Origin of the sequence: Frankia sp. AvcI1, from assembly GCF_001420875.1 — a bacterium.
Classification (GTDB): Bacteria; Actinomycetota; Actinomycetes; order Frankiales; family Frankiaceae; genus Frankia; species Frankia alni.
The window spans coordinates 29,195-49,638 of sequence record NZ_LJFZ01000015.1; the positions used below are offsets into that span (position 1 = coordinate 29,195).

The following is a 20,444-nucleotide window of genomic DNA, read 5'->3' on the forward strand; positions in this document are numbered from 1 at the left end:
CGGCGAACCCGGTCCCCGTCGGCTGCGACGCCGACGACGACGGCCCGCGAGGAGAATCCCTCCCCACGGGCCGTCGTCGTCTCCGGCTGCGGATCGACCCCGCTACAGACGCTCGACGACGTAGTCGATGCTCGCGGTGAGGGCCTCGACGTCGGCCGGCTCGATGGCCGGGAAGGTGGCGACGCGGAGCTGGTTGCGGCCGAGCTTGCGGTACGGCTCGACGTCGACCACGCCGTTGGCGCGCAGCACCTTCGCCACCGCGGCCGCGTCGACCCCGTCGAAGTCGATCGTCACGACGACCTGGGAGCGCTGCGCCGGGTCGGCGACGAACGGCGTCGTGTACGCCGTCTTCTCGGCCCAGGTGTAGAGGATCGACGACGACTCGGCGGTGCGGCGCACGCACCAGTCCAGCCCGCCCTGGGCGAGCATCCACTCGATCTGGTCGGCGAACAGGAACAGCGTCGACACCGCGGGAGTGTTGTACGTCTGGTCCTTGGAGCTGTTGTCGCGGGCCGTGGTGAGGTCGAGGAACGGCGGGATCCACCGGTCGGTCGCGGCGATCTCGGCGAGGCGATCGATCGCCGCCGGGGAGAACAGCGCCGTCCACAGGCCCCCGTCGGAGGCGAAGTTCTTCTGCGGCGCGAAGTAGTAGACGTCGGCCTCGGAGACGTCGACGGGCAGGCCACCGGCGCCGGAGGTGGCGTCGACGAGGTGCAGGGCGTCGGCGTCGGCGCCGACCGGGCGGCGCACCGGGCGCGCGACGCCGGTGGAGGTCTCGTTGTGCGGGGTGGCGTAGACGTCGATGCCGGCCTCGGGCGCCCAGTCCGGGTGCGTTCCCGGCGCCGAGGACACCACGGAAGGCTCCGCCAGGAACGGCGCTCCCTTCGTCGTGTCCGCGAACTTTCCGCCGAACTCGCCGAAGACGAGGTGCTGCGACCGGGTGCGGACCAGGTTGAACGCGGCGGCGTCCCAGAACGCGGTGGCCCCGCCGATGCCGAGCACGACCTCGTAGCCGGCGGGCAGCGAGAACAGCTCCGCGAGCCCCGCGCGCACCCGGCCGACCAGGCCCTTGACCGGCTTCTGGCGGTGCGAGGTGCCGAGGTAGGTCACGCCGCTGGCGGCCAGGGCCGCGACGGCGTCCGGGCGGATCTTCGACGGGCCGCAGCCGAAGCGGCCGTCGGCCGGGCGCAGGCTGTCGGGCAGGTGGATCGCGGCGGCGTCAGCCACGGGGCACCCCCGGCACGACGTCGCCGAGCGGACGCGGGTCCGGGCCGACGTAGCGGGCGGACGGGCGGATCAGCCGGCCGGTGCGCTGCTGCTCGAGGATGTGAGCGCTCCAGCCCGCGGTGCGGGCGCAGGTGAACATGGACGTGAACATATGGGCGGGCACCTGGGCGAAGTCCAGCACCACGGCCGACCAGAACTCCACGTTCGTGCGCAGCGGGCGGTCGGGGAAGCGGTTGGTCAGCTCCTCGATCGCGGCCGCCTCGAGCGCCTCGGCCACCTCGTAGCGGTCGGAGCCGAGGTCACGCGCGGTGCGGCGCAGCACCCGGGCGCGCGGGTCCTCCGCGCGGTACACCCGGTGCCCGAAGCCCATCAGCCGCTCCTTGCGGTCCAGGGCGCGCCGGACGTAGCCGAGCGGGTCGCCGGTGCGCTCGACCTCGTCGAGCATCGCGAGCACGCGGGAGGGTGCACCGCCGTGCAACGGTCCGGACAGCGCGCCGACGGCGGCGGACAGCGCGGCCGAGGCGTCGGCGCCGGTCGAGGCGACCACCCGGGCGGTGAACGTCGAGGCGTTCATGCCGTGCTCGGCGGCCGACACCCAGTAGGCGTCGACGGCCTGGACGTGCTTCGGGTCCGGCTCGCCCCGCCAGCGGATCATGAACCGTTCCGTTATCGTGCGGGCGCGGTCGACCTCCTTCTGCGGGACCGCGGGCTGCCCCAGGCCCCGGGCCGACTGGGCGACGAAGGACAGCGCAACCACCGACGCGCGGGCGAGGTCGTCGCGGGCCTGCTCGGGGGCGATGTCGATGAGCTGGCCCAGGCCCCAGTAGGGGGCGAGCATCGCCAGGGCGCTCTGCACGTCCACTCTTATGTCACCGGAGTGCACCGGCACCGGGAACGGCTCGGCCGGCGGCAGCCCGGGCTCGAACGCTCCGTCGACCAGCAGCCCCCAGACGTGGCCGTAGTCCACCTTGCCGACGAGGTCCTCGATGTCGACCCCGCGGTAGCGCAGCGCGCTGCCCTCCTTGTCCGGCTCGGCGATCTCCGTCTCAAAGGCGATCACGCCCTCCAGACCTGGCTTGAAATCGCTTGTCTTCTCGGCCATCGAGTCCGGATCTCCGCTTCTGTCTGTTGGTTCGACCGGCGACTGGTTCGACCGGGGGTGGTTCGACCGGCGCTCTGTCGCGCCCCCGCGCGCACGTCGACCGGCGGCCCGTCGTGCCTGCCTCGTCGGTCCTGCTCCATCCGATCCTGCCCCGCGACATCCGGACGCGCCAGAGCGCCGCCACTTCGCGCCGTTCGATCCGGCCCGCCGACGGACGCAGCGGCCTCACACATCGCCAACCCTGCCACACTCATCCGACAATTTATGAGATCCCTCACAGGCGCTTTGTCCGTTTGTGCGGCTATTTGCAACAAGCTGCCGGAAGGGACGCCAGGGACGGCCGACCAGCGGAGATCGCGCCGCGCTACGGTCGGCAGGAGGAAATGGCCCGCCTGACCGGCGGTCACGCTGCGCGGAAACCGGATCGGGAGCTCGGGAGATCATGGCGTTCGTCTTCATCAGTCATCGCGCGGCGGACATCGCCAGCGCCGAACGGCTGGGGCGGGCGGTCAACGCGGTGGGTCACGCGGTGCACCTGGACCGTTGGGAGGTGCGCATCGGCGACACCGTGCCCATGTTCATGAATGACACGCTCGCCACCGCGGATTTTCTCGTGCTGGGCCACTCCACCCTGGGAATTCACGCGCCGTGGGTGGCGCAGGAATTTCTGCCGGCGCTCGCCGCGGACCTGTCGTCCCGCGGGATCGTCATGNTGCCCGTGATCCTCTCCGGCACCGAGGCCCCCAGNCGGCTCGGCGGGCGGCCCTGCCTCGACCTGACCACCCACTGGGATCGCGGCGTGGCCACGGTCCTGCGCGAGCTCGGCTGAGCGCCGGGGCGCGACTGGCACCATCCTCCGATGGNCTCCAACCCGCCGTCCGCCGCATCCCCCCGACGCACAGCCGTCTCCCCCGGTGCAGACCGCCCGGACGGTCCCGATCCGGCCGGGCAGCGGCAGAGCTACCACGCCGGTCGGTTGGAACCGGAGCAGCTTGCGACGACCTGGGTCGAACAGTTCGCCCGCTGGTTCNCCGACGCGAGCACCGCGGGCGCGGGCGTCCCCGAAGCCAACGCGGCCGTCTTCGCCACCGCGTCCGCGGACGGCCGACCGAGCGCGCGGACGGTACTGCTCAAGGGCTTCGACCACCGCGGCTTCGNGATCTACACGAACTACACCTCCCGCAAGGGTCGAGAGAGCGCCGAGAATCCCTTCGGCTCGCTGGTCTTCCCCTGGTACACCCTGGAACGGCAGGTGGTGGCCATCGGCGCGGTGGAGCGCGTCAGCAGGACCGAGACCGAGCAGTACTTCGCCTCCCGGCCCCGCGGGTCCCAGCTCGGTGCCTGGGCCAGCCACCAGTCGCAGATCATCGAGTCCCGAGACGTCCTGGACGCCCGAGCTGCCGAGCTCGCGGCCCGCTGGCCCGCGGGAACCCCGGTGCCCACCCCGCCGTTCTGGGGCGGGCTGCGCCTCGTGCCCGACACCGTCGAGTTCTGGCAGGGGCGGACGAACCGGCTGCACGACCGGCTGCGCTACCGCCGCGTCTGCACCGCGGACCGCTGGGCCGTCGAGCGGCTCTCCCCGTGACACCCGGCCCTCGCCCGGGTACCGGCAGCGGATGCTCACGTCACACCTCACACACCGCACAGGAATCGCCTCGCCGAACCCGGTCCGTCCGCCGGACCCGGTCGTCCGGACGACACCGTTCGATACCGCCGGTCCCCGCTCGCATTCTCGCGGCGCACGCCCGCCGGACAACCCGCCCGGACAACCCGCCGACCACGTGCTGCGCGTGATGGCGGCGGACCTGCCTCCATTGCCACCGGCGGCACAGGAGAAATCCGACCGGGCGCCCACGGCGAGGCCGGCGAAAGGAAAACAGGTACAGCCCGGCGGATTCAGTCGGGCTCCCGCCACGAAACACGCGCTTCGGTATCCGCGGCGGCGACGGGCCGGGCCGGCGCCCCAACCCGCGCCGGCCGACAGCGCGCCAACCCGTACCGACGGGGTAGGGCGGACGGCCGAAACGGGCGAGCCCAGGCGGGACGGCGCGGACAGGGGCGACTCGGACGGGGGCGGCCGAGAGGGGGACGAGGCCGTCAGCAACCGCGCCGCCGGCGGCACCATTGCCGCGGCGGCGCGGTCACCCGTTCATCCGGACCGCTCACTGCATCGGACCGATCGCCGCATCGGACCGATCGCCGCATCGAACCGATCGCGCATCCGGACCGATCGCGCATCCGGACCGATCGCTGTTCGCGGTTCGGTGTCGTTCAGCGTCGGCGTTCATCCGGACGCCACTTGGTTGCGGCGAACAGCACGGGATGACCACGAATCATCGCGAAGTTCACCCAACGGTCCCGCTACGACCGACCCGGACGTAGCGGGACGTCCGCCGCGTTGCTACCTTCTTCCCGATCAAAGCTTCCCGTCGAGGTTTCCTGACCCGGCAGATGTCGAGGGAGACGGATTCATGCGCAGCACGCGAATGCGGGTCGTGGTGGCCGGCGTTCTCGGCGTGGCGGCGATCGCGCTGGCCTCGCCGGCGTCCGCCACAACGCCGTCACCCACACCTACCGAGACCGCCGCCGTCAGCACACCGACTCCGACGGCTCCCGCGGCGGCCGGCGCGTCTGCCAGCGCGTCGCCGAGCCCGACCGCCGCCGCGCTCGCCGCGACCAGCCCGTCCGCCGACCCGAGCGCGACCCCGAGCGTCGACCCGAGCGCCACGCCGAGCCCGGTGGCCGGCGCCACGGCGAGCGCCGACCCGAGCGCCTCGGCCTCGGCGTCGGCCACTCCGGCCGGCGCGGCGGCCTCGACCGGCGGCACCGGTGACCCGACCCTCGACGGGTTCCTCGACCTGCTGCCGTTCAAGGTGCCGCTGGACAGGGAGATCAACGGCATCGAGGACATCGACGTCAACCCCCTCGTCCTCACCTTCACCTGCAACGGCGGCGAGCCCGCCTGGAAGCTGAAGAACACCAGCGACAAGAGCTTCGGCTTCGGCTGGTTCGACACCAACCTGGGCGGCGGCATCCTCGACATCGGTCCGACGCAGACCGTCGACCTCCCGTCGAAGGCCCTCGCCGTCGTCGGCTCCCCCTGGGACGCCGAGACGAAGCTCCTGCTCGTGACCGTGCCCACCGTCGGGGTGTCGAACTGCGGCGGCGCGACGAGCGCACCGCCGGCGATCCCCGTGCCCGCGGCGCTGCCGATCGCCGCGCCCGCCGCCGGCAGCTCCGTCACGGCCGAGCCGTACTACACCGGATGACCATCAGCCGACTCGGTTCCCGGACGGCCACGGGAATCCTCGCGGCCGTCCTCGGCGGCGTGGTGCTCACCGGGTGCGGCGGCGGCGACGGCAGCCACGACGCCGCCACCAACCTCTCGCCGCAGGTCCGTAACCAGCTCGCCGCGATCNCGGGCCTCGGGCAGAACAAGAGCACGGTGGTCACCGCCGTCGGCACCAGCGTGGACATCTACAGNGCCCCCACGGACACCCAGCCGTCGTCCACGCTCGCGAGCCCGAACGAGAACGGCGTCAAGCGGGTCTTCCTGGTCCAGGCCAAGATGCCCGGCTGGTGGCAGGTGATGCTGCCCGTCCAGCCCAACGGCAGCACCGGCTGGGTCAAGGCCGACCAGGTCAGCGCGTCGGAGACGCCCTTCCGGCTGGTCGTGTCCCGCGGTCACCACCTGCTGCAGGTGTTCAGCGACGGCAAGCAGATCGCGCAGGAACCGGTGGCCATCGGCACCACCGACACCCCGACCCCGGGTGGCCGCTTCTACCTGATGGAGCTGCTTCGGCCGCGCAACCCGAACGGCCCGTACGGCCCGTACGCCTTCGGCCTGAACGGCTTCTCCACCTCGCTGAGCTCGTTCGACGGCCGCAAGCCGGTGATCGGTCTGCATGGCACCAACGAACCGAAGATGATCGGCAAGGATGTCAGCCATGGCTGCATCCGGCTGAGCAACGACGCGATCACCCGCCTCGCCCAGACCGTCCCGCTCGGCACTCCGGTCGACATCGTCGCCTGACGCCGACTCGCAGGCGCCCGCCGAGCCGCAGGCACCGACCCGCAGGCACCGACCCGCCGGTCAGGCCGGCGGGAAACCCTGCTCGCCGCCGACCGGGGCCGGGCGGGCCGCGGCGGCGATCCGCAGGTCGGCGACGAACCCGCCGTACACCTCGTCCCGGCTCGCCGGATCGGCCCGCAGCACGGCGCTGGGGTGCAGCGTGGCAAGCAGCTGGGCGTTCGACCCGGGCGGCCCGGGCAGCAGCCGCCCGCGCATCCGGGTCACCCGGAACGACGGCCCGAGCAGGGACGCACCCGCCGTCGCGCCCAGCACGACGACCAACGACGGCCGAATGACGTTCAGCTCGGCGGCGAGCCAGGGACGGCAGGCGGTGACGTGCCGCGCCTGCGGCGTCTGGTGGATGCGCCGGGGTCCGTTGCCCGTGCGGTAGCCGAAGTGCTTCACGGCGTTCGTCGCGTACNCCTCGGCCCGATCCAGCCCCGCCTCGCCGAGCGCCCGGTCGAGCAGCTTGCCGGCGGGTCCGACGAAGGGCTGACCACGACGGTCCTCGACGTCTCCGGGCTGCTCGCCGACCACCACCAGCCATGCGCGCCCGGGGCCCGCGCCGAAGACGGTCCGGGTGCCGGGCAGTTCGGCAAGGTCACAGCCCCGACAGCTCGCCGCCGCCGCTGCCAGCGCCGGCAGGTCCGCGCCGGGGGGCACCACGACAGGCTGCATGTTCACCCTGACGATTCAAGCGGACGCGCCGGCCCGCGACCCCGCCGGGGTGGGCGTGGCGCGCCGCACGTGGGTTGCCCTCCACACCCCACGCGGGCGCGACCACCTCCGGCGGAGCCCGTCACTTCTCCACCGGGCTTCGAGCGGGAGATCCCTGCCCACACACTCCCTGCCCTGGAACAAGGGTGGCCAATCCCCGCCCGCCGTACCCAGCGGACCGCACAACCCGCGTGTCGGATGCGCGACACGTGTCACGCTTGCGAGCAAGCCATCGATCCGCTAGACGATCCCCGCCGATGCCCGGTTTCGTGCCTCTTCGTACCTCTTCGTACCTCTCCGTGTCGCTCCGTGTCGCTCCGTCTCCCGAGTTCGGAGCTGCTCGGGCCGGCTCAGCCGCGGCGACGGGCCGCCTCGTAGCGGGCCAGCGACTCCCGCCGCTCGGTGGCATGGTCGACCACCGGCGCCGGATACCCCGCGGGCGGACCGCCGGGCAGCGTCCACGGCTCGTGCACCTTCGCCGCCGGTACGTCACGAAGCTGCGGTATCCAGCGGCGCACGTAGGTCCCGTCCGGGTCGTACCGGTGGCCCTGCGACACCGGGTTGAACACCCGGAAGTACGGTGCGGCGTCCGTCCCCGTGCCGGCCGTCCACTGCCAGCCGTGATGGTTCGACGCCAGGTCGCCGTCGACGAGATGGTCGAGGAACCACCGCGCCCCGTGCGTCCAGTGGACGTGCAGGTCCTTGNACACGAACGACGCCTCGATCATGCGCACCCGGTTGGGNACCCAGCCCTCGGNGAGCAGCTGGCGCATGCCCGCGTCGACGATGGGGAACCCCGTCCGTCCCCACTTCCAGGCCTCGAATCCGCCCTCCGGCGGGTCGTATGCCATGTCGGCCAGTGCACCGGTCAGATCCGCCCGGGCCGACGCCGGATTCGCCGCGAGCACCTCGGCGTAGAACTCCCGCCAGGCCAGCTCCGACCGGAACTTCTCGGCGTCACGGGGAGAGGTGGCTCGGTCGAGCTCGGCGAGGACGGTCCGCGGATGGATGCAGCCGTACTTCAGGTAGGGCGACAGCCGCGAGGTGGTGTCCTGGCCGGGCACGTCACGCCGCTCGGCGTAGCCGGTCAGCGACCCGGCCAGGAACTCGGCCAGCCGCTCGCGCGCGGCCCGTTCGCCCGCCGCGGGCAGCCGGGTACCCCCGAGGTCCGGATCGGCCGGGATACCGTCCGAGGCCAGCAGCGCCCAGCGCGCGCCGACCGGCTCGGCGACCGGGCGGCGCCAGCCATGCTCCTTCCACGCCCGGTAGAACGGCGTGAAGACGCGGAACGGCGTGCCGCCCGCCGTGGCCAGCCGGCCCGGCGCGACCGCGTACGGCGACCCGGTCCGGACGAGCTCCCGGCCGCCGGCGCGCAGCGCCTGCTCGACCTCGCCGTCGCGACGCCGCCCGTAGGGCCCGTAGTCCGCGGATATGTGCACCCGGCGCGCGTCGACGGCCCGCGCGACCTCGGGTACGACGTCCACCGGGTCGCCGCGGCGCACGCACAGCCGGCCGCCCAGCCGGTCGTCCAGCTCGCGCAGGCAGCGGTACAGGAACGCGAGCCGAACCGGCCCGGCCGGGCGGCGCAGCGCGTCGTCGAGGACGAACAGCACCAGCACATCGTCGGCCCCGTCCACCGCCGCGCACAGCGCCGGACTGTCGCTCAGTCGCAGATCCCGCCGCAGCCAGCAGACCGACACCGTCATGCGACCGGACGTTAGACCGACGCCCGGCCCGCGCCGTGGCAGCGCGGGACGACGCCCGGAGGACCCGCCGATCTATAGCTGTGCGTCATCGAAAAACTACTGTGAGTGTACAATCGGCCGGTGCAGGAGACCGTCGCCATCGCGTGGGATCGCGGCTTCTCGGACGCCTGGTCCCGCATCGCGGAAACCGGGCCGAAGATCGGGGTCTTCCTCGCGATCTGCCTGCTCGGCGGCCTGCTGGTCCGGGCCGGGGCACGGCTGCTGACCGCCCTGGCGGCCCGGCTGNAATTCGACGGGGTCCTCGACCGGTGCGGCCTGCCGGCCCTGCTGCGTCGGCCGGCCGCGGACGTTCGCGCGGGCGCGGTGCGGGTGCTCACCGGCCTCGGCCTGCTCGCGGTGCTGCGCGTCGCCGTGGGGGTCTTCGGCCCGAGCGCCGCCGAGGACACCGTCACCGAGCTGCTCGCGCTGCTGCTGCACACCATGCTCGCCACCGTGATCATCGCGATTGGGGTCAGCCTCGCCCGCCTCGCTCGGACCTTCGTGCGCGAGGCGCTGCGGGAACTCAGCTACGCACGCGCGGCCGGCAACACGGTGGCCGCCGTCCTCGTGATCGCGTTCGGCAAGGCCGGGCTCGACGAGGTGGGCCTCGCGACCTCGGTCACGACCCCCGTGCTCTGGGCCGTCCTCGCCGCCCTGACCGGGGTGATCGTGGTCGGCGTCGGCGGGGGCCTCGTCCGTCCCATGCAGCTTCGCTGGGAGGAGATCCTCGAACATGCCGAGGACACCGCCGCCCAGGCTCGGCTGACCTGGCGCGCACGCCACCCCGACCCCGATGGCGCCGACCTGGACCCCAGCACCGCCAGCCCCAGCGTCGCGAGCCCCGGCACCGGCGACCCCGACACAGCCGATCCCAGCTCGACCGACCCCAACGCCCGCACCGCCGGCCCCGGTGCCGCCGACCCTGGCAGTACCGACCGCGTCGGCCCAGACCTGACCGACGCCGATGCCGATGCCGATGCCCCCGGGCCGGGAGGCGGCGGACCGAAAGGCGGCGAGCCGGGAGGCGGCGGACCGAGGCCCGGGGAGCTGTCCAACGACCCGGACGTGCCGGTCGAACCCGATCCGGCCGCCGGCCCGGTGGCGCCGTCGATCCCGGCCCCGGCCTCAGGAGCGGCCGCCGCCACCGCGCCCCGCCCGTCGATCCCACCGCCGGGCGAACAGGTGCCCTTCGACCCCGCCGGGCCCGACCGGACCTCGGCCTCCGCCTCGCCGCCACGGTCGAACGCCCCGTCGCGGCCCGCCGACCGGCCCCGAGCGGAGGGACCCCCGTAGCCTGTGGCACGCTCCCGCCTCTACCGTCACGCAGGGACCAGTGGATGTGCGTTAGGCGAACTACGGCGCGTTCGGCCCCTGGGTGGGGCACTCTGGGAGAGGACGGGATGTCAGCGCCGGTCGCGGACCTGAACCCCCCATTCCGCCCGGACCCGGACACCTGATCTCGACACCTGACCCGGACACCTGACCCAGCCAGGAGACCCGCCGATCGATCTCCCCACGACCGATCTTCGCGGCAGGAACCTCATCAACGTCACGAGTGGCGAGCGGAGGGACATCTCGGTGGAGGAGCTTTCGGACATGGAGCGTTCCCGACTGCTCCTCGGCTGGCTGGCGGCGCGGCGCGCGGTGGACAACTGTCTGTCGGACCTGCTCGCCGCCGGTCCCGCGGGAGAACGTCGGGTGCGCGAGTCGCTGGCGCTCGTCGACGACCTGGAGAGTCGCGCCCAGGAGGCGTTCGACCGCTATCGCACCGCCGCGGAGAACACCCCGGCTCCCCCGCCGCGCCCCACCGGCCGGTGGTCACCTCCGGCCGCGGCGGAGCGCCCCCGCCTCAATGTGGTCCGCGCCCCGGAGGGCGACCTCGCTCGTAGTAGTTCCAACACGAAGAGTAATCACCGGCACCGGTGACGCCCAGCCCGCGTGCGGCGGGTCAGAATGGCCACCGTGCCGGCCGTTCGTCGCCGCCGCGTCACCGCGGTCTGGCTCCTCACCTTCCTGCTCCCCGCGCTACTGGTCGTAACTGGCTGTAGCGGGTTGAGNGGGACCCGCCGCGGCGGTGTGGTCCCCGGGGCCACTCCGAGCGCGACGCCGACCACCGGGCCGGACGCGTTCGAACGGTCCGGCCGCGGCACGCCGATCCGCATCACACTGCCGCCACCCGGCACCCCCCGGCCCTACCCGCTGATAGTGGCNCTGCACAGCCTGCACTACGACGGCACCGACCCCAAGGCTCACTGGGATCTCGACGGCCTCGCCCGGACCGCGGGCCTCGCCGTCGTCTACCCGGACGGCATCGGCAAGGCCTGGAACGCCGGGACCTGCTGCGACACCGCAAAGATCAACAATACGGACGACGTCGGCTGGCTGCGTGCCCTGATCGCCCACCTGAGTGAGAACTATCCGATCGACCGCACGCGGGTCAGCCTGATCGGCCTGTCCAACGGCGGGATGCTCGCCTACCGGTACGCCTGCGAGCACGGCGACGAGCTCGCCGGCATCGCCGTGGTGGCGGCGAGCCGGCAGGTGGCGCAGTGCCAGCCGGCGGCTCCGCTGACCGTCGTCGTCGTGCACGGCGGAGCAGACGGTCACGTCCCCTACCTCGGCTCGCAGTGGTCACCGGTGCTGCTGACGGCGATCACGCCGGTCGAGGAGAGCATGGCGCCGTTCCGCGCGGTGGACCAGTGCCCGCTGCCCAGCCAGCCCGGCGACACGATCCTCACCGACTCCACCGGGGTGCCCTGGCACGCCCCGGAATCGCCCCTCGCCCTGTCCGCCGGGCAGCAGCCCGGGGTGGCCACCGGCTCGCCCGCGGCGCCGACACCGCCCGCCGGGGCGCCAACACCGCTGCCCGACGGTCTGGCCGCCACCGCCGGTCCCCCGGCCGTGCCGACGACGACGGGGCCGGTGGCCGTCCGCCGCGAAACCCGGTGCGCGTCCTCGGCCCGGGTCGTCCAGTACCTGTTGCCCTCGATGGCTCACGGCTGGCCGCCTGCCACCGGACCGAACTCCTTCGCCACGACCGGGGTGATCTGGAACCTGCTGGCGCCGGCCCGGTCGGCCCACCCCGGGCCCCGGATGTGACGGCGGACGCCGGTCAGGCCACCGGGGAGAACGACGCCCGCAAGGCACCCATCAGCGTGTTCAGCGTGGCGGCCGCGCTGGTCGAGACCCTCGCGATGAGCACGTAGACGGCGCCGTCCGCGGCGACCGTCCGCATCAGGTAGGACACCCGCTGGCCCTCGCGGTCGTAGGAACCGGCCAGCTCCTGGGTCGGTTGGCCGCTGGTGTCCGTCGTCGGGCCGGACCGCTCCTTCGTCAGCCCCGAGACGGCGTCGAACTCGCCCGCCTGGACGCGCGTGAGCGCCGCCGTCGGGTCGGTGCCGGCGATCCGGGCGACCCCGATCATCTGCGGGCCGTAGTCCGAGACGGTGCCGGGCTCACCGTAGAAGATCCCGGTGTTGTCGCGACGCTGCTTCCACACCGGCGGGTGGGAGAAGGTCGCCTTCTGCAGCGGGTCCGTGTAGGGGGCCCAGTCCGCCGGCACGGCGATCTGCCCCGCGGCCGGTGGGCCGCCGGTGCTCGCCGCGGCGGACGCACCCGGCCCGGTCGCCGCCGGTCCGCTGGCGGCGGCGGAGGCTGACGGAGATGGCGCCAGGGGCGCGTCCGTGGCGGTGCGGCCGCTGGGGCGCACCTTCTCCCACACGACGCCGGCACCGACCCCCACCCCGAGCGCGACCGCCAGCACCACCAGCGCGACGCCGAGGCGGTGCAGGAAGGACATGGAGTCGCCACCGCCACCGTCGCGGCGATCGTCGAGTTCGTCGGCCTCGTCGAGGTCGTTGACGTCGTCGGCCTCGGGGAAGTCGCGCTCCATCGCCGCCGTGCGGGGACCACCCGAGCGGCGCTGCCCGGCCGTCCGATCGCCACCAGCACGATGCGGCCCCGTGCGGTTCCTGATCATGGTGGGCGGCGAGTCCGGCCGCTCGAGGTCCCGACCGGCGGTGGGGCCGGCGGCGCCGGCTCGTCCTGGGCCGCCAGAGCGCTGCGACCGGGACGGTCGTGCCGCGCCCGCGGGCCGGTCGGAGCGTCCAGGATCGGTGTGGTCGCCGAAGCCCGGCGCCGGCCGGCGGGAGCCCGTCCGGTCGAGGCGGGTGTCCTCGACGCCCTCGGGTGCCGCGAAGCGTGCCCGCGCGTCGGCGCCGCCGGGCCTGCCCCCGGTCCCGGGTCGACCCGCGCGCCTACCAGCCTCAGGCGGCGAAGCGCCGGGGGCTGAGGCGCGGTGCGCTGAGGCGTCGCGAGCTGAGGCGTCGCGGCCTGAGGCGTCGCGGCCTGAGGCATCGTGGGTCGGGCCGCCGTCGGGCCCGAACCCCGGCGGGATCGTCCGATCCCGCCGGCCGGCGTGTTTCGAGCGACCGGGCCGCCCGGCCGATTCCACGTCGGTGGCCGGATCGTCCGCTCCGGGCGTGGGGACCGGCCGCGCCCGCACGACCGCGTGTCGGCCCGTCGTCCCGGTGGAGGTACCCGACCGCGCCGTCGGGCCCCCGGGCTCGCCCGCCACGCGCCGGCCGCCGACCGGTGGGACGAGCGCCCTGCGCATGGAGGTTCCGGCGCCGGCCGAGCCCGGGCCGTCGGCGCGGCCCTGCGGACGGCGGCCTCGAACGTTCGGATCCTCTCGCGCGCCGTCCACGGGCCCGAGTTCGCCGCCAGCGCCCCCGGGGAGGTAGGAACCGGTCGGCGGACCGCCCAGGTCGTAGGAGCCGGTGCTCGTCCCGTAGCCGGCGACCGACGGCTGATGACCATAACCGCCGGAGGTGGGCGGACCGCCATGGCCACCGCCGCCGGGCGGGCCCCCGTAACCACCGGGAGCGGGCCGATCGCCGTAGCCGTCGGAAACAGGCGGGCCGCCATGGCCACCGGCGGCGGGCCGACTGCCATAGCCGCCGGTGGCGGGCGCACCACCGTGATCACCGCGGGGAGGGTGCCCGCCATATCCCGCGGCCGTGGTCGGGCGAGGTGCTGGCTCGGCCGGGGGATAGGGCCCACGCGGCGGGAGGTCTTCCCCGGGCCGACGGTGGGCGGGCTGGCGATCGTCGTCCCACTGGGCCCGTCGCGCACCGTCCGTCACCAGACGACCTCCGATCCCGAGCCCCCGCACGCATTCGTTCGTCCCACCGGTGTACCACGGAGTTGCCGACAGGCAGCGCGCGCCTAGTTGACAACAGGCCGCCGGGGGCATAGGGGCCGGGCCGGTTGCCACCGACCTGGGGCGATATCCTCCCAGGGCNCACCGGGCGCCCGATGGGGGGATCGTCGTTGAAGGGCTTCAAGCAGTTCCTGATGCGGGGGAACGTGGTCGACCTTGCGGTCGCCGTGGTGGTCGGTACCGCCTTCACCGCGGTCGTCACGTCCCTGGTGAAGACCATCTTCACCCCGTTGATCGCGGCGATCTTCGGCAAACCGGACTTCTCCGCCCTCACNTTCACGCTAAACGGCAGCGTGTTTCGCTACGGAGAGTTCATCAACAGTGTCATCGCCTTCCTCTCCGTGGCGGTTGTGATCTACTTCGTCGTGGTGCTCCCCCTGAAGACCATCAACGACCGGCGCGCCCGGGGCCAGATCCCGCCCGAGGAGGACCCGGTGCTGACCGATGAGGCACGTCTGCTCACCGAGATTCGTGATCTACTGGCGGAACGTCGCCCCACCTCCTGACCCGGTCGACCGGGAGGGACTCCACACCGAACCATCCTGTCGATCGCTTACCCGAACGTTGGTCGGCATTCAGGAATCGCTCAGGCTCGCAAGGGAAAGTGCCTACCATGACACCGCGTCTCCCCTTCAGCAGCGGCGCCGAGGACGCTCAGGCGGACAGCGGCCGGGAGGAGTCCGGCGCCGGGCACGACTCGCCGTCCCCCTGGGCCCCACCCGCCGATGGCGCATTCGGGTCCCGGGCAGAACAGCCCCACCCGGCCGGCCCCGTCGGCTCCGCGCCCGACCGTCCTGTGACGTCCTCGCCCCCCGGCCCGCCCGGGGCGCCCTACGGCGCTCCCGTGCCGTTCCACCCAGCCACCGGCCCCGCTCAGACGGCACCGTTCAACACGGGCGGGCTCGCGTCCGGGCCCTGGGGCCAGCCCAGCCCGGGTCCAGGGCAGGGCGGTCCAGGGCAGGGCGGTCCGGGGCAGGGCGGTCCGGGGCAGGGCGTGGTCAGGGCGAACGCCGGGCCGGGCGGGTTGAGCGGTCCGTATGGCCCGGGCACTCCGGGTGCCCCGGGGGTCGGTGGGCCGGGTGGGCAGGACGGTTCTGGCCTGCCGCCCGGCCCACCGCCGGGGGGGCAGCCGTGGGGCGGCCAGTGGGGCGCTCCCGGCGGGGGCATTCCCCCTACCACGTATGACATCCACGGCAACCAGCTCGCCACGGCGACGGCCTCCCCGCCACCCTGGCGGCGACGCCGACTGGTGGCCGCGGGGCTCGCCATCGCCCTCGTCGCCGCCGGCATCGGAGGTGGCGTCGGCGCCCTGGTCGCCGACAACGACAGTGGGAACACGGTCGTGACCAACGCCGGGCTCGAACGCAGCAGCGACAGCTCCGGCGGGACATCCCCGGCGGCCTCCGGCACCGTCGCCGCGGCGGNGCAGAAGATCCTCCCCAGTGTGGTGACGATCTCCGAGGAGTCGAGCAGCGAGGCGGGCACCGGCTCGGGGACGATCATCCGCTCGGATGGCCACATCCTGACGAACAACCACGTCGTGTCGGGGGCCTCCGACGGCGGCACGCTCACGGTGACCCTGCAGGACGGCCGCACCTTCGACGCGCAGGTCGTGGGCACGGACCCCAGTTCCGATCTCGCCATCATCAAGATCAACGCTTCGGGGCTGACCGCAGCGACCTTNGGCAACTCCGACTCGTTGAGCATCGGCGAGCTGGTGGTGGCGGTCGGCAGCCCGCTCGGCCTGAACGGCACGGTGACCTCCGGCATCGTCAGCGCCGTGCACCGTCCGGTCCGCACCGGCGACTCGACCGTGCAGGACCAGCAGAACACCGTCCTCGACGCGATCCAGACCGACGCGCCGATCAACCCGGGTAACTCCGGCGGCCCACTGGTCAACAGTCGCGGTGAGATCATCGGGGTGAACAGCGCGATCGCGACCGTCGGGGGCGGCGGAGGCAGCCCCTTCGGTGGTAGCCAGCAGTCCGGCAACATCNGCGTCNGATTCGCGATCCCCGGCAACTACGCCGAATCGGTGGCCACTCAGCTCATCACCACCGGGCGCGCGCAACATCCCTACCTGGGCGTCACCGCGTCGACCGCAGCGGAGAACACCCGGTCGACGGCGTCCAGCGGAACCGGTGCGCAGATCCGGTCGATGGTCTCCGGCGGCCCCGCGNCAGGCGCCGGTCTGCGCACCGGCGATGTGATCACCAAGGTCGGCAACCGAGCCGTCAGCGACGTCGACTCTCTGATCGCGGCGGTGCGCTCGCACGCCATCGGGGACGAGGTCGAGGTGACGTACACCCGCAACGGCCAGACCGGCACCGTGAAGACCCGGCTCGCCCAGCAGCCACCGACCTCCTGATCACAGCCGTGATCACAACCGTGATCACAACTCTGGTCGCGGCTCTGGTCGCGGCCCGTGGAACGCCCTGATCGTCGCCGTCATGCCGCTTCGGAGCCGACATACCGATCACGCAGTAATCGTGGGGCAATCCGGCGGACGGTCGCGAATGGCCGAGCCGGCGTGGAAGGTCCCCGCTGGGTCCAATCGGTTGTGGAATTCGAGGCAAGGCCGCCGGCGGACTATTCGTCCGCACGTCTTTCTGACTAGTCCGCCGGCGGGACATGGCAACCTCGGCCGCGCGTCGACACCCAAAATAGTAACTACAGGTAGGCAAAAGCTATCAAAGCGCTNCCGGCGTGCGGGTCAAGTGATTCGGGCTGTCGAATCGACGACAACAAAATCCGCACAACGTTCACCCGTTAGGGAGGCCCGCCTCCTAGCATTGGCTCCGTCATGCGTTCCGGGCTCGCGGTTAGTCGACCNGGGAGAAGCTAAAGTATGGACGACGACGCGGACCTGGCGGCCCGTGTCCGACGCGGTGATCGGCAGGCGTTCGACGACCTCTACGATCTCTACGCGGACGATGTCTTCTCCATGTGTCTGCTGATCCTGGGTGATCCCACGGTGGCCCGGGCGGCCGCCGGTACGGCGTTCGCCCTGGTCGCCCGCACCCGCCTCAACCCGCTGAGCGACCCGGCCCGGCTGCGATCCTGGCTGTTGGAACTCGCCCGCGGCAGCGCCCTGGCCTGGTCGGGGTCTCCGCAGGCCCGCAGCATCCCCGTGCCCCACGGTGTGCCGCCAGAGGAACTCCTGGTCGGCTCCGTGGTGCCGGCGCCCGCCAGCCTGCGGGTGGGTCTCGCCCGTACCTTCGACCGCGCCGCCGCCGTCGCGGAGGCTGCCGCCGCCAGCCGCCGAGTCGCCCCACCCGCCGCCCCCGCGCCCCGAGAGATCAACCTCGTCAAGACGCCGACCGGGCCCGCGGCCGCCCCCGCCGCGGACGCCGCCGAGACGTTGATCGCCCCCGCCACCGCGCGCGCGTTGCCGCTGATGCGGATGGACGCCGAGGTCGAACCCACCGCCGCCGCTGCGGCACCCGGCCGGGGGACCGTGGACTGGCGCAGCCGGCCGGCGATGGCCGCCGCGGCAGCGGTCGTCGTCGCCGTGGTCGGTCTCACCGCGGCGATGAACTGGCCGTCGTCCGATCCCCGCCTGATGTCGGAGAACGGTGTCGCGGTGGTGAGTCCGCCACCATCCCTCGACGTGGTTCGCCCCGCCACCGCGCCCGCCGCGCCCAGCGGAGGCACCGCGGTCGCCCCCACCGTCGTCCCGACGGTGGCCGGCGCCTTCACCAGCCGCGCCGCGGCGCCAAGGGAAGTGCGGCCACGCCTCGTGGAGCCGATCGCTCGAGACGTGCACAGGTCCGAGCCAACTGCCACGCCAAGCACCAACCGCCCCCACGCGACCTCGGCGGCGCCCTCGACCACGGCGCCGCGCACCACTCCGCCGAAGCTCCCGACCAGCACCGCGGCGTCCACGACGGCTGCGCCCCCGGTGACCCCCGGGAGCTCCGGGAGCTCCGGGAGCTCTGCATCGACCACCCCGCCGAAGGCACGGGCGCCACAGCCGACAGCCACCATCCCGCCATCGGTGAGCGTGCCACCAGGCAGTGCCACGGCACCCCCCTCGACGCCGCCGGGCGGAAAAGCCCCGTCCGCGCCGGCCGACCCGTCCAGCTCCAGCCCGCAACAACGGTCCGCTCGGCCGTCGGCGGGCAAGAGCACCGGCAGTACTGGAGGCACCCGCAGTACCGAGGGCACCGGCGGTAGCGGCGGTACCACCAGTCCTGGCGGTACCGCCGCTACCGAAAGCACCAGCAGCCCGACCGGCGCCGGCCCGTCGGAGTCCGACGACCGCATCGTCGGCCCCGTCACCGCGCCGGTACCGGTCTCCGTCTAACCGACTTCTGTCAGCGGACGGTGTAGAACAGCGTCGTCACGTACTGATCGAAGTCGTTGATCCGCAGGGTCAGCCGGAGCTGCCACTTACCCGCCAGAGGTGCCTGGACCCGGTCACTGCGTGCGTGCCCCTGCTNAGCCAGGTCGAGCGGCACCTCGAACGGCCCAAGATCCGCGGTCGGCAGGGACAGCGCCGCGCTCGCCTGAACCAGCTTCTGCGNCTTGCCGCTCGGCGCCCACGTGTACACGTCGAGCGACTCGGCTCCGATCCTGGTCGGGGCGACCCGCACCTTCACCGTCNTCGGGCCGGCAAACNCCGTGCCGGTGAACGGCGGTGCATAGCTGGTACGCGCCGGAACCATGTTCACGAGGGTCGCGGTGAGCCCCAGTACCACCGCCCCGACGACCAGCTCCGAAGCGACACCACGCCGCAACCCGGTCAACGCGGCGACGCTGGGTGGAGTCCAAGTCCCAGTTCCCGTCCCCGTCCCACCCGAACCAGAGCGGGCATCGGCACGAACACCTGCATAGTGGCGGCGCACCCATCGCTGCGCGAGAGCGCCGAGAGCGATCATGCCGAGGACAAACCACACCTTGTAAAGCAGCAATCGCCCGTAGCCCGTGTCAATAACCGCCCGGAGCGTTCCGATCTCCCGCCAGCTCTGGAACAGGCCACTGATCACGATCACGGCGACGGCCACGGCTGCCACCCGCGACCAACGCGGAAGCACCTCCGCCAGCTCCACCGCTGCCGCCCGGCGGACCAGGAAGAACGCGATGACGACCAGCCCGCCGATCCACACGGACATGCCGAGCACATGCACCGTCAGGCTGGCCGTCGCGAGCCACACCAGATCCCCCGCGCTGCCGTGGCCGATCGCCGCCAGGGTCACCGCCACCACGAGCCCGAGAGCCGCCAGCTCGCAGGTGCGCCACACGTCCAGCGAGCCGACACGGAACATCCGGCGCAGCAGCGGAACCGCAAGGCAGAGCGCCAGCAGTCGGATCAGCAACAGGTGGCCGAACCGCTCCTCCAGGGTCGTCGACAGCACCGACCACCGGCCAAGCCCGCTCAGCCCGAGTCCGGCGGCGTACGGCCCCTGGAGGAGTAGCTGCCCCAGCCCCGCGAGCGCCGACAGTCCCCATGCCCCCGCCACGAGTGGGCCTGCACCGCCCGTCCGCAGCCCCTGCGGCCACAGCATCAGCAGAAAGAAGCAGGCCCCCAGCAGAACGCCGGTTCCGGCGTAACCAGCGAACCGCGCGACACCGAACAGGAATCCGACCGCCCGCGAACCGGAGGTGTCCGCCTCCGCACTGGCAGCCCCGGCCTCCGGCGGTCCGCCCACGCCGAAGGCGAAGGCACCGGAGATNGGGTGACTGTCCGCAGAGATGACCCGCCAGCTGGCCACATAGGTGCCCCTGGGCAGATTGGGTCGCAGCGCGACCATCGCCTGGGAGGCTTTCTGNCCCGAGCGCGCCTGTCCGTCGTCGACCCGGGCACCGGCCGAATCAAGCACGCGAATGGAATCCCGTGAGACTCGAACCGACTCGCTGTAGCTGATCACAATGCGAGTTGGCGCCGCGGCGAGCGCCGCGCCGTCCGCNGGACTGGTACCCGTCAGCAGGGCGTGAGCAGACGCCGGCGCTACGCCGAGCCCAAGCCCGATCGAGGTGGTGACCATGGCCAGAAGGGCCATGGTCACCACCATCACTCTTCGCACGAAGCTACGCCCGCCGCCGGGCGGTCACCAGTGCAAAGGCGCCGGTCAGTAGACCGATTGCGCCCAGGACCACCCCGACTGTCCCGAGCCAGNGGGCGGTCCCGTCACTGCCATCCGACTGCGAGGACGCGGCGGCGTTCTGCGTCGACGCCGCGTCGTGGGCACCGGTGGATGAGTCCGCAGCCGCCCCGGCTGCCGTTACCGTCAGCGATGGCGCCGGCTTCTCCGGTTCGCCGGCTCCGGGCTCCGCGACATCGACCCACCGCACCACGTCCCCGTTGGAATAGGTCTGCAGCGTCTTGAACGTGAGCTGTCCGACCTTGTCCGGCAACGN

11 protein-coding genes and 19 pseudogenes are annotated in these 20,444 nt (G+C 72.8%); 18 read left to right on the forward strand and 12 right to left on the reverse strand.

The window, feature by feature from the left end; genetic code table 11:
* Window positions 1-102 precede the first annotated feature (102 nt).
* A complete protein-coding gene (gene serC, locus UK94_RS16550; protein WP_011601375.1) occupies window positions 103-1,227 on the reverse strand; it encodes a phosphoserine transaminase in 1,125 nt (374 codons plus the stop codon).
* Entirely contained in the window at window positions 1,220-2,329 is a 1,110-nt protein-coding gene (locus UK94_RS16555) for a citrate synthase 2 (RefSeq protein WP_055750573.1), read from the reverse strand. The genes serC and UK94_RS16555 overlap by 8 nt, the downstream gene beginning before the upstream one ends.
* A gap of 442 nt (window positions 2,330-2,771) precedes the next feature.
* On the opposite strand from UK94_RS16555, the gene UK94_RS16560 reads away from it, so the two are divergent.
* The 7 genes and pseudogenes from UK94_RS16560 to UK94_RS16575 form a co-directional block, all read left to right on the forward strand.
* A partial coding sequence (locus UK94_RS16560; protein ID WP_235488282.1) for a toll/interleukin-1 receptor domain-containing protein occupies window positions 2,772-3,041 on the forward strand: 270 nt, incomplete at its 3' end.
* Between the two features lie 36 nt (window positions 3,042-3,077).
* A pseudogene (locus UK94_RS74120) lies at window positions 3,078-3,158 on the forward strand (toll/interleukin-1 receptor domain-containing protein); the annotation flags it as partial.
* A gap of 35 nt (window positions 3,159-3,193) precedes the next feature.
* Window positions 3,194-3,359 (forward strand): annotated as a pseudogene (locus tag UK94_RS54775) (pyridoxine 5'-phosphate oxidase); the annotation flags it as partial.
* A 1-nt stretch (window position 3,360) separates the two neighbouring features.
* Window positions 3,361-3,486, forward strand: a pseudogene (locus UK94_RS54780) (pyridoxamine 5'-phosphate oxidase family protein); the annotation flags it as partial.
* 1 nt (window position 3,487) lies between these two features.
* Window positions 3,488-3,914, forward strand: a pseudogene (gene pdxH / locus UK94_RS54785) (pyridoxamine 5'-phosphate oxidase); the annotation flags it as partial.
* Window positions 3,915-4,800: 886 nt separating this feature from the next.
* Complete coding sequence (locus UK94_RS16570; RefSeq protein ID WP_041938613.1) at window positions 4,801-5,598, forward strand: hypothetical protein; 798 nt, start codon at window positions 4,801-4,803, stop codon at window positions 5,596-5,598.
* Window positions 5,599-5,813: 215 nt separating this feature from the next.
* Window positions 5,814-6,362: pseudogene (locus tag UK94_RS16575) on the forward strand (L,D-transpeptidase); the annotation flags it as partial.
* A gap of 60 nt (window positions 6,363-6,422) precedes the next feature.
* Here the strand turns inward: UK94_RS16575 and UK94_RS54790 are convergent.
* The 4 genes and pseudogenes from UK94_RS54790 to UK94_RS16585 all read right to left on the reverse strand — a co-directional run.
* Window positions 6,423-6,822 (reverse strand): uracil-DNA glycosylase family protein (locus UK94_RS54790; protein ID WP_235488284.1); only part of this gene is annotated, 400 nt, incomplete at its 5' end.
* A gap of 1 nt (window position 6,823) precedes the next feature.
* Window positions 6,824-7,079, reverse strand: a pseudogene (locus UK94_RS54795) (uracil-DNA glycosylase family protein); the annotation flags it as partial.
* A gap of 389 nt (window positions 7,080-7,468) precedes the next feature.
* A partial coding sequence (locus UK94_RS54800; protein ID WP_235488286.1) for an FAD-binding domain-containing protein occupies window positions 7,469-7,823 on the reverse strand: 355 nt, incomplete at its 5' end.
* Window positions 7,824-7,876: 53 nt separating this feature from the next.
* Window positions 7,877-8,824 (reverse strand): annotated as a pseudogene (locus UK94_RS16585) (deoxyribodipyrimidine photo-lyase); the annotation flags it as partial.
* Window positions 8,825-10,459: 1,635 nt separating this feature from the next.
* Here UK94_RS16585 and UK94_RS16595 point away from each other — a divergent pair.
* The 3 genes and pseudogenes from UK94_RS16595 to UK94_RS16600 all read left to right on the forward strand — a co-directional run bounded on the left by UK94_RS16595 (window position 10,460) and on the right by UK94_RS16600 (window position 11,962).
* Entirely contained in the window at window positions 10,460-10,789 is a 330-nt protein-coding gene (locus UK94_RS16595; protein WP_231861441.1) for a hypothetical protein, read from the forward strand.
* 150 nt (window positions 10,790-10,939) lie between these two features.
* Window positions 10,940-11,073, forward strand: a pseudogene (locus UK94_RS54815) (plasmid partitioning protein); the annotation flags it as partial.
* Between the two features lies 1 nt (window position 11,074).
* Window positions 11,075-11,962 (forward strand): plasmid partitioning protein, encoded by an 888-nt coding sequence (locus tag UK94_RS16600; protein ID WP_313949522.1) that lies wholly within the window; start codon window positions 11,075-11,077, stop codon window positions 11,960-11,962.
* Window positions 11,963-11,975: 13 nt separating this feature from the next.
* Here UK94_RS16600 and UK94_RS32730 read toward each other — a convergent pair whose 3' ends face one another.
* Window positions 11,976-12,755 carry an LpqN/LpqT family lipoprotein gene (locus UK94_RS32730; RefSeq protein ID WP_231861440.1) on the reverse strand — a complete coding sequence of 260 codons (780 nt, stop codon included), beginning with the start codon at window positions 12,753-12,755 and terminating at the stop codon, window positions 11,976-11,978.
* Window positions 12,756-14,194: 1,439 nt separating this feature from the next.
* Between UK94_RS32730 and UK94_RS54820 the strand changes: the two genes are divergently transcribed.
* The 8 genes and pseudogenes from UK94_RS54820 to UK94_RS16620 form a co-directional block, all read left to right on the forward strand.
* Window positions 14,195-14,358: MscL family protein (locus UK94_RS54820; RefSeq protein ID WP_235488338.1), on the forward strand; the 164-nt coding region annotated here is incomplete at its 3' end.
* Window position 14,359: 1 nt separating this feature from the next.
* A pseudogene (locus UK94_RS54825) lies at window positions 14,360-14,590 on the forward strand (MscL family protein); the annotation flags it as partial.
* A 107-nt stretch (window positions 14,591-14,697) separates the two neighbouring features.
* Window positions 14,698-15,508 (forward strand): annotated as a pseudogene (locus UK94_RS54830) (peptidase S1); the annotation flags it as partial.
* Window position 15,509: 1 nt separating this feature from the next.
* Window positions 15,510-15,767, forward strand: a pseudogene (locus UK94_RS54835) (trypsin-like peptidase domain-containing protein); the annotation flags it as partial.
* A 1-nt stretch (window position 15,768) separates the two neighbouring features.
* Window positions 15,769-16,080: pseudogene (locus UK94_RS54840) on the forward strand (trypsin-like peptidase domain-containing protein); the annotation flags it as partial.
* 7 nt (window positions 16,081-16,087) lie between these two features.
* Window positions 16,088-16,263 (forward strand): annotated as a pseudogene (locus UK94_RS54845) (S1C family serine protease); the annotation flags it as partial.
* A gap of 1 nt (window position 16,264) precedes the next feature.
* Window positions 16,265-16,452 (forward strand): annotated as a pseudogene (locus UK94_RS54850) (PDZ domain-containing protein); the annotation flags it as partial.
* A 480-nt stretch (window positions 16,453-16,932) separates the two neighbouring features.
* Entirely contained in the window at window positions 16,933-18,390 is a 1,458-nt protein-coding gene (locus tag UK94_RS16620; RefSeq protein WP_011601360.1) for a hypothetical protein, read from the forward strand.
* A gap of 315 nt (window positions 18,391-18,705) precedes the next feature.
* Here the strand turns inward: UK94_RS16620 and UK94_RS74125 are convergent.
* From UK94_RS74125 to UK94_RS54870, 5 pseudogenes are all read right to left on the reverse strand, one after another.
* Window positions 18,706-19,759, reverse strand: a pseudogene (locus UK94_RS74125) (CopD family protein); the annotation flags it as partial.
* 1 nt (window position 19,760) lies between these two features.
* Window positions 19,761-19,855, reverse strand: a pseudogene (locus UK94_RS54860) (copper resistance protein CopC); the annotation flags it as partial.
* Between the two features lies 1 nt (window position 19,856).
* Window positions 19,857-19,993: pseudogene (locus UK94_RS54865) on the reverse strand (hypothetical protein); the annotation flags it as partial.
* Between the two features lies 1 nt (window position 19,994).
* Window positions 19,995-20,098: pseudogene (locus tag UK94_RS74130) on the reverse strand (hypothetical protein); the annotation flags it as partial.
* A 105-nt stretch (window positions 20,099-20,203) separates the two neighbouring features.
* A pseudogene (locus UK94_RS54870) lies at window positions 20,204-20,443 on the reverse strand (DUF1775 domain-containing protein); the annotation flags it as partial.
* Between the last annotated feature and the right edge of the window lies 1 nt (window position 20,444).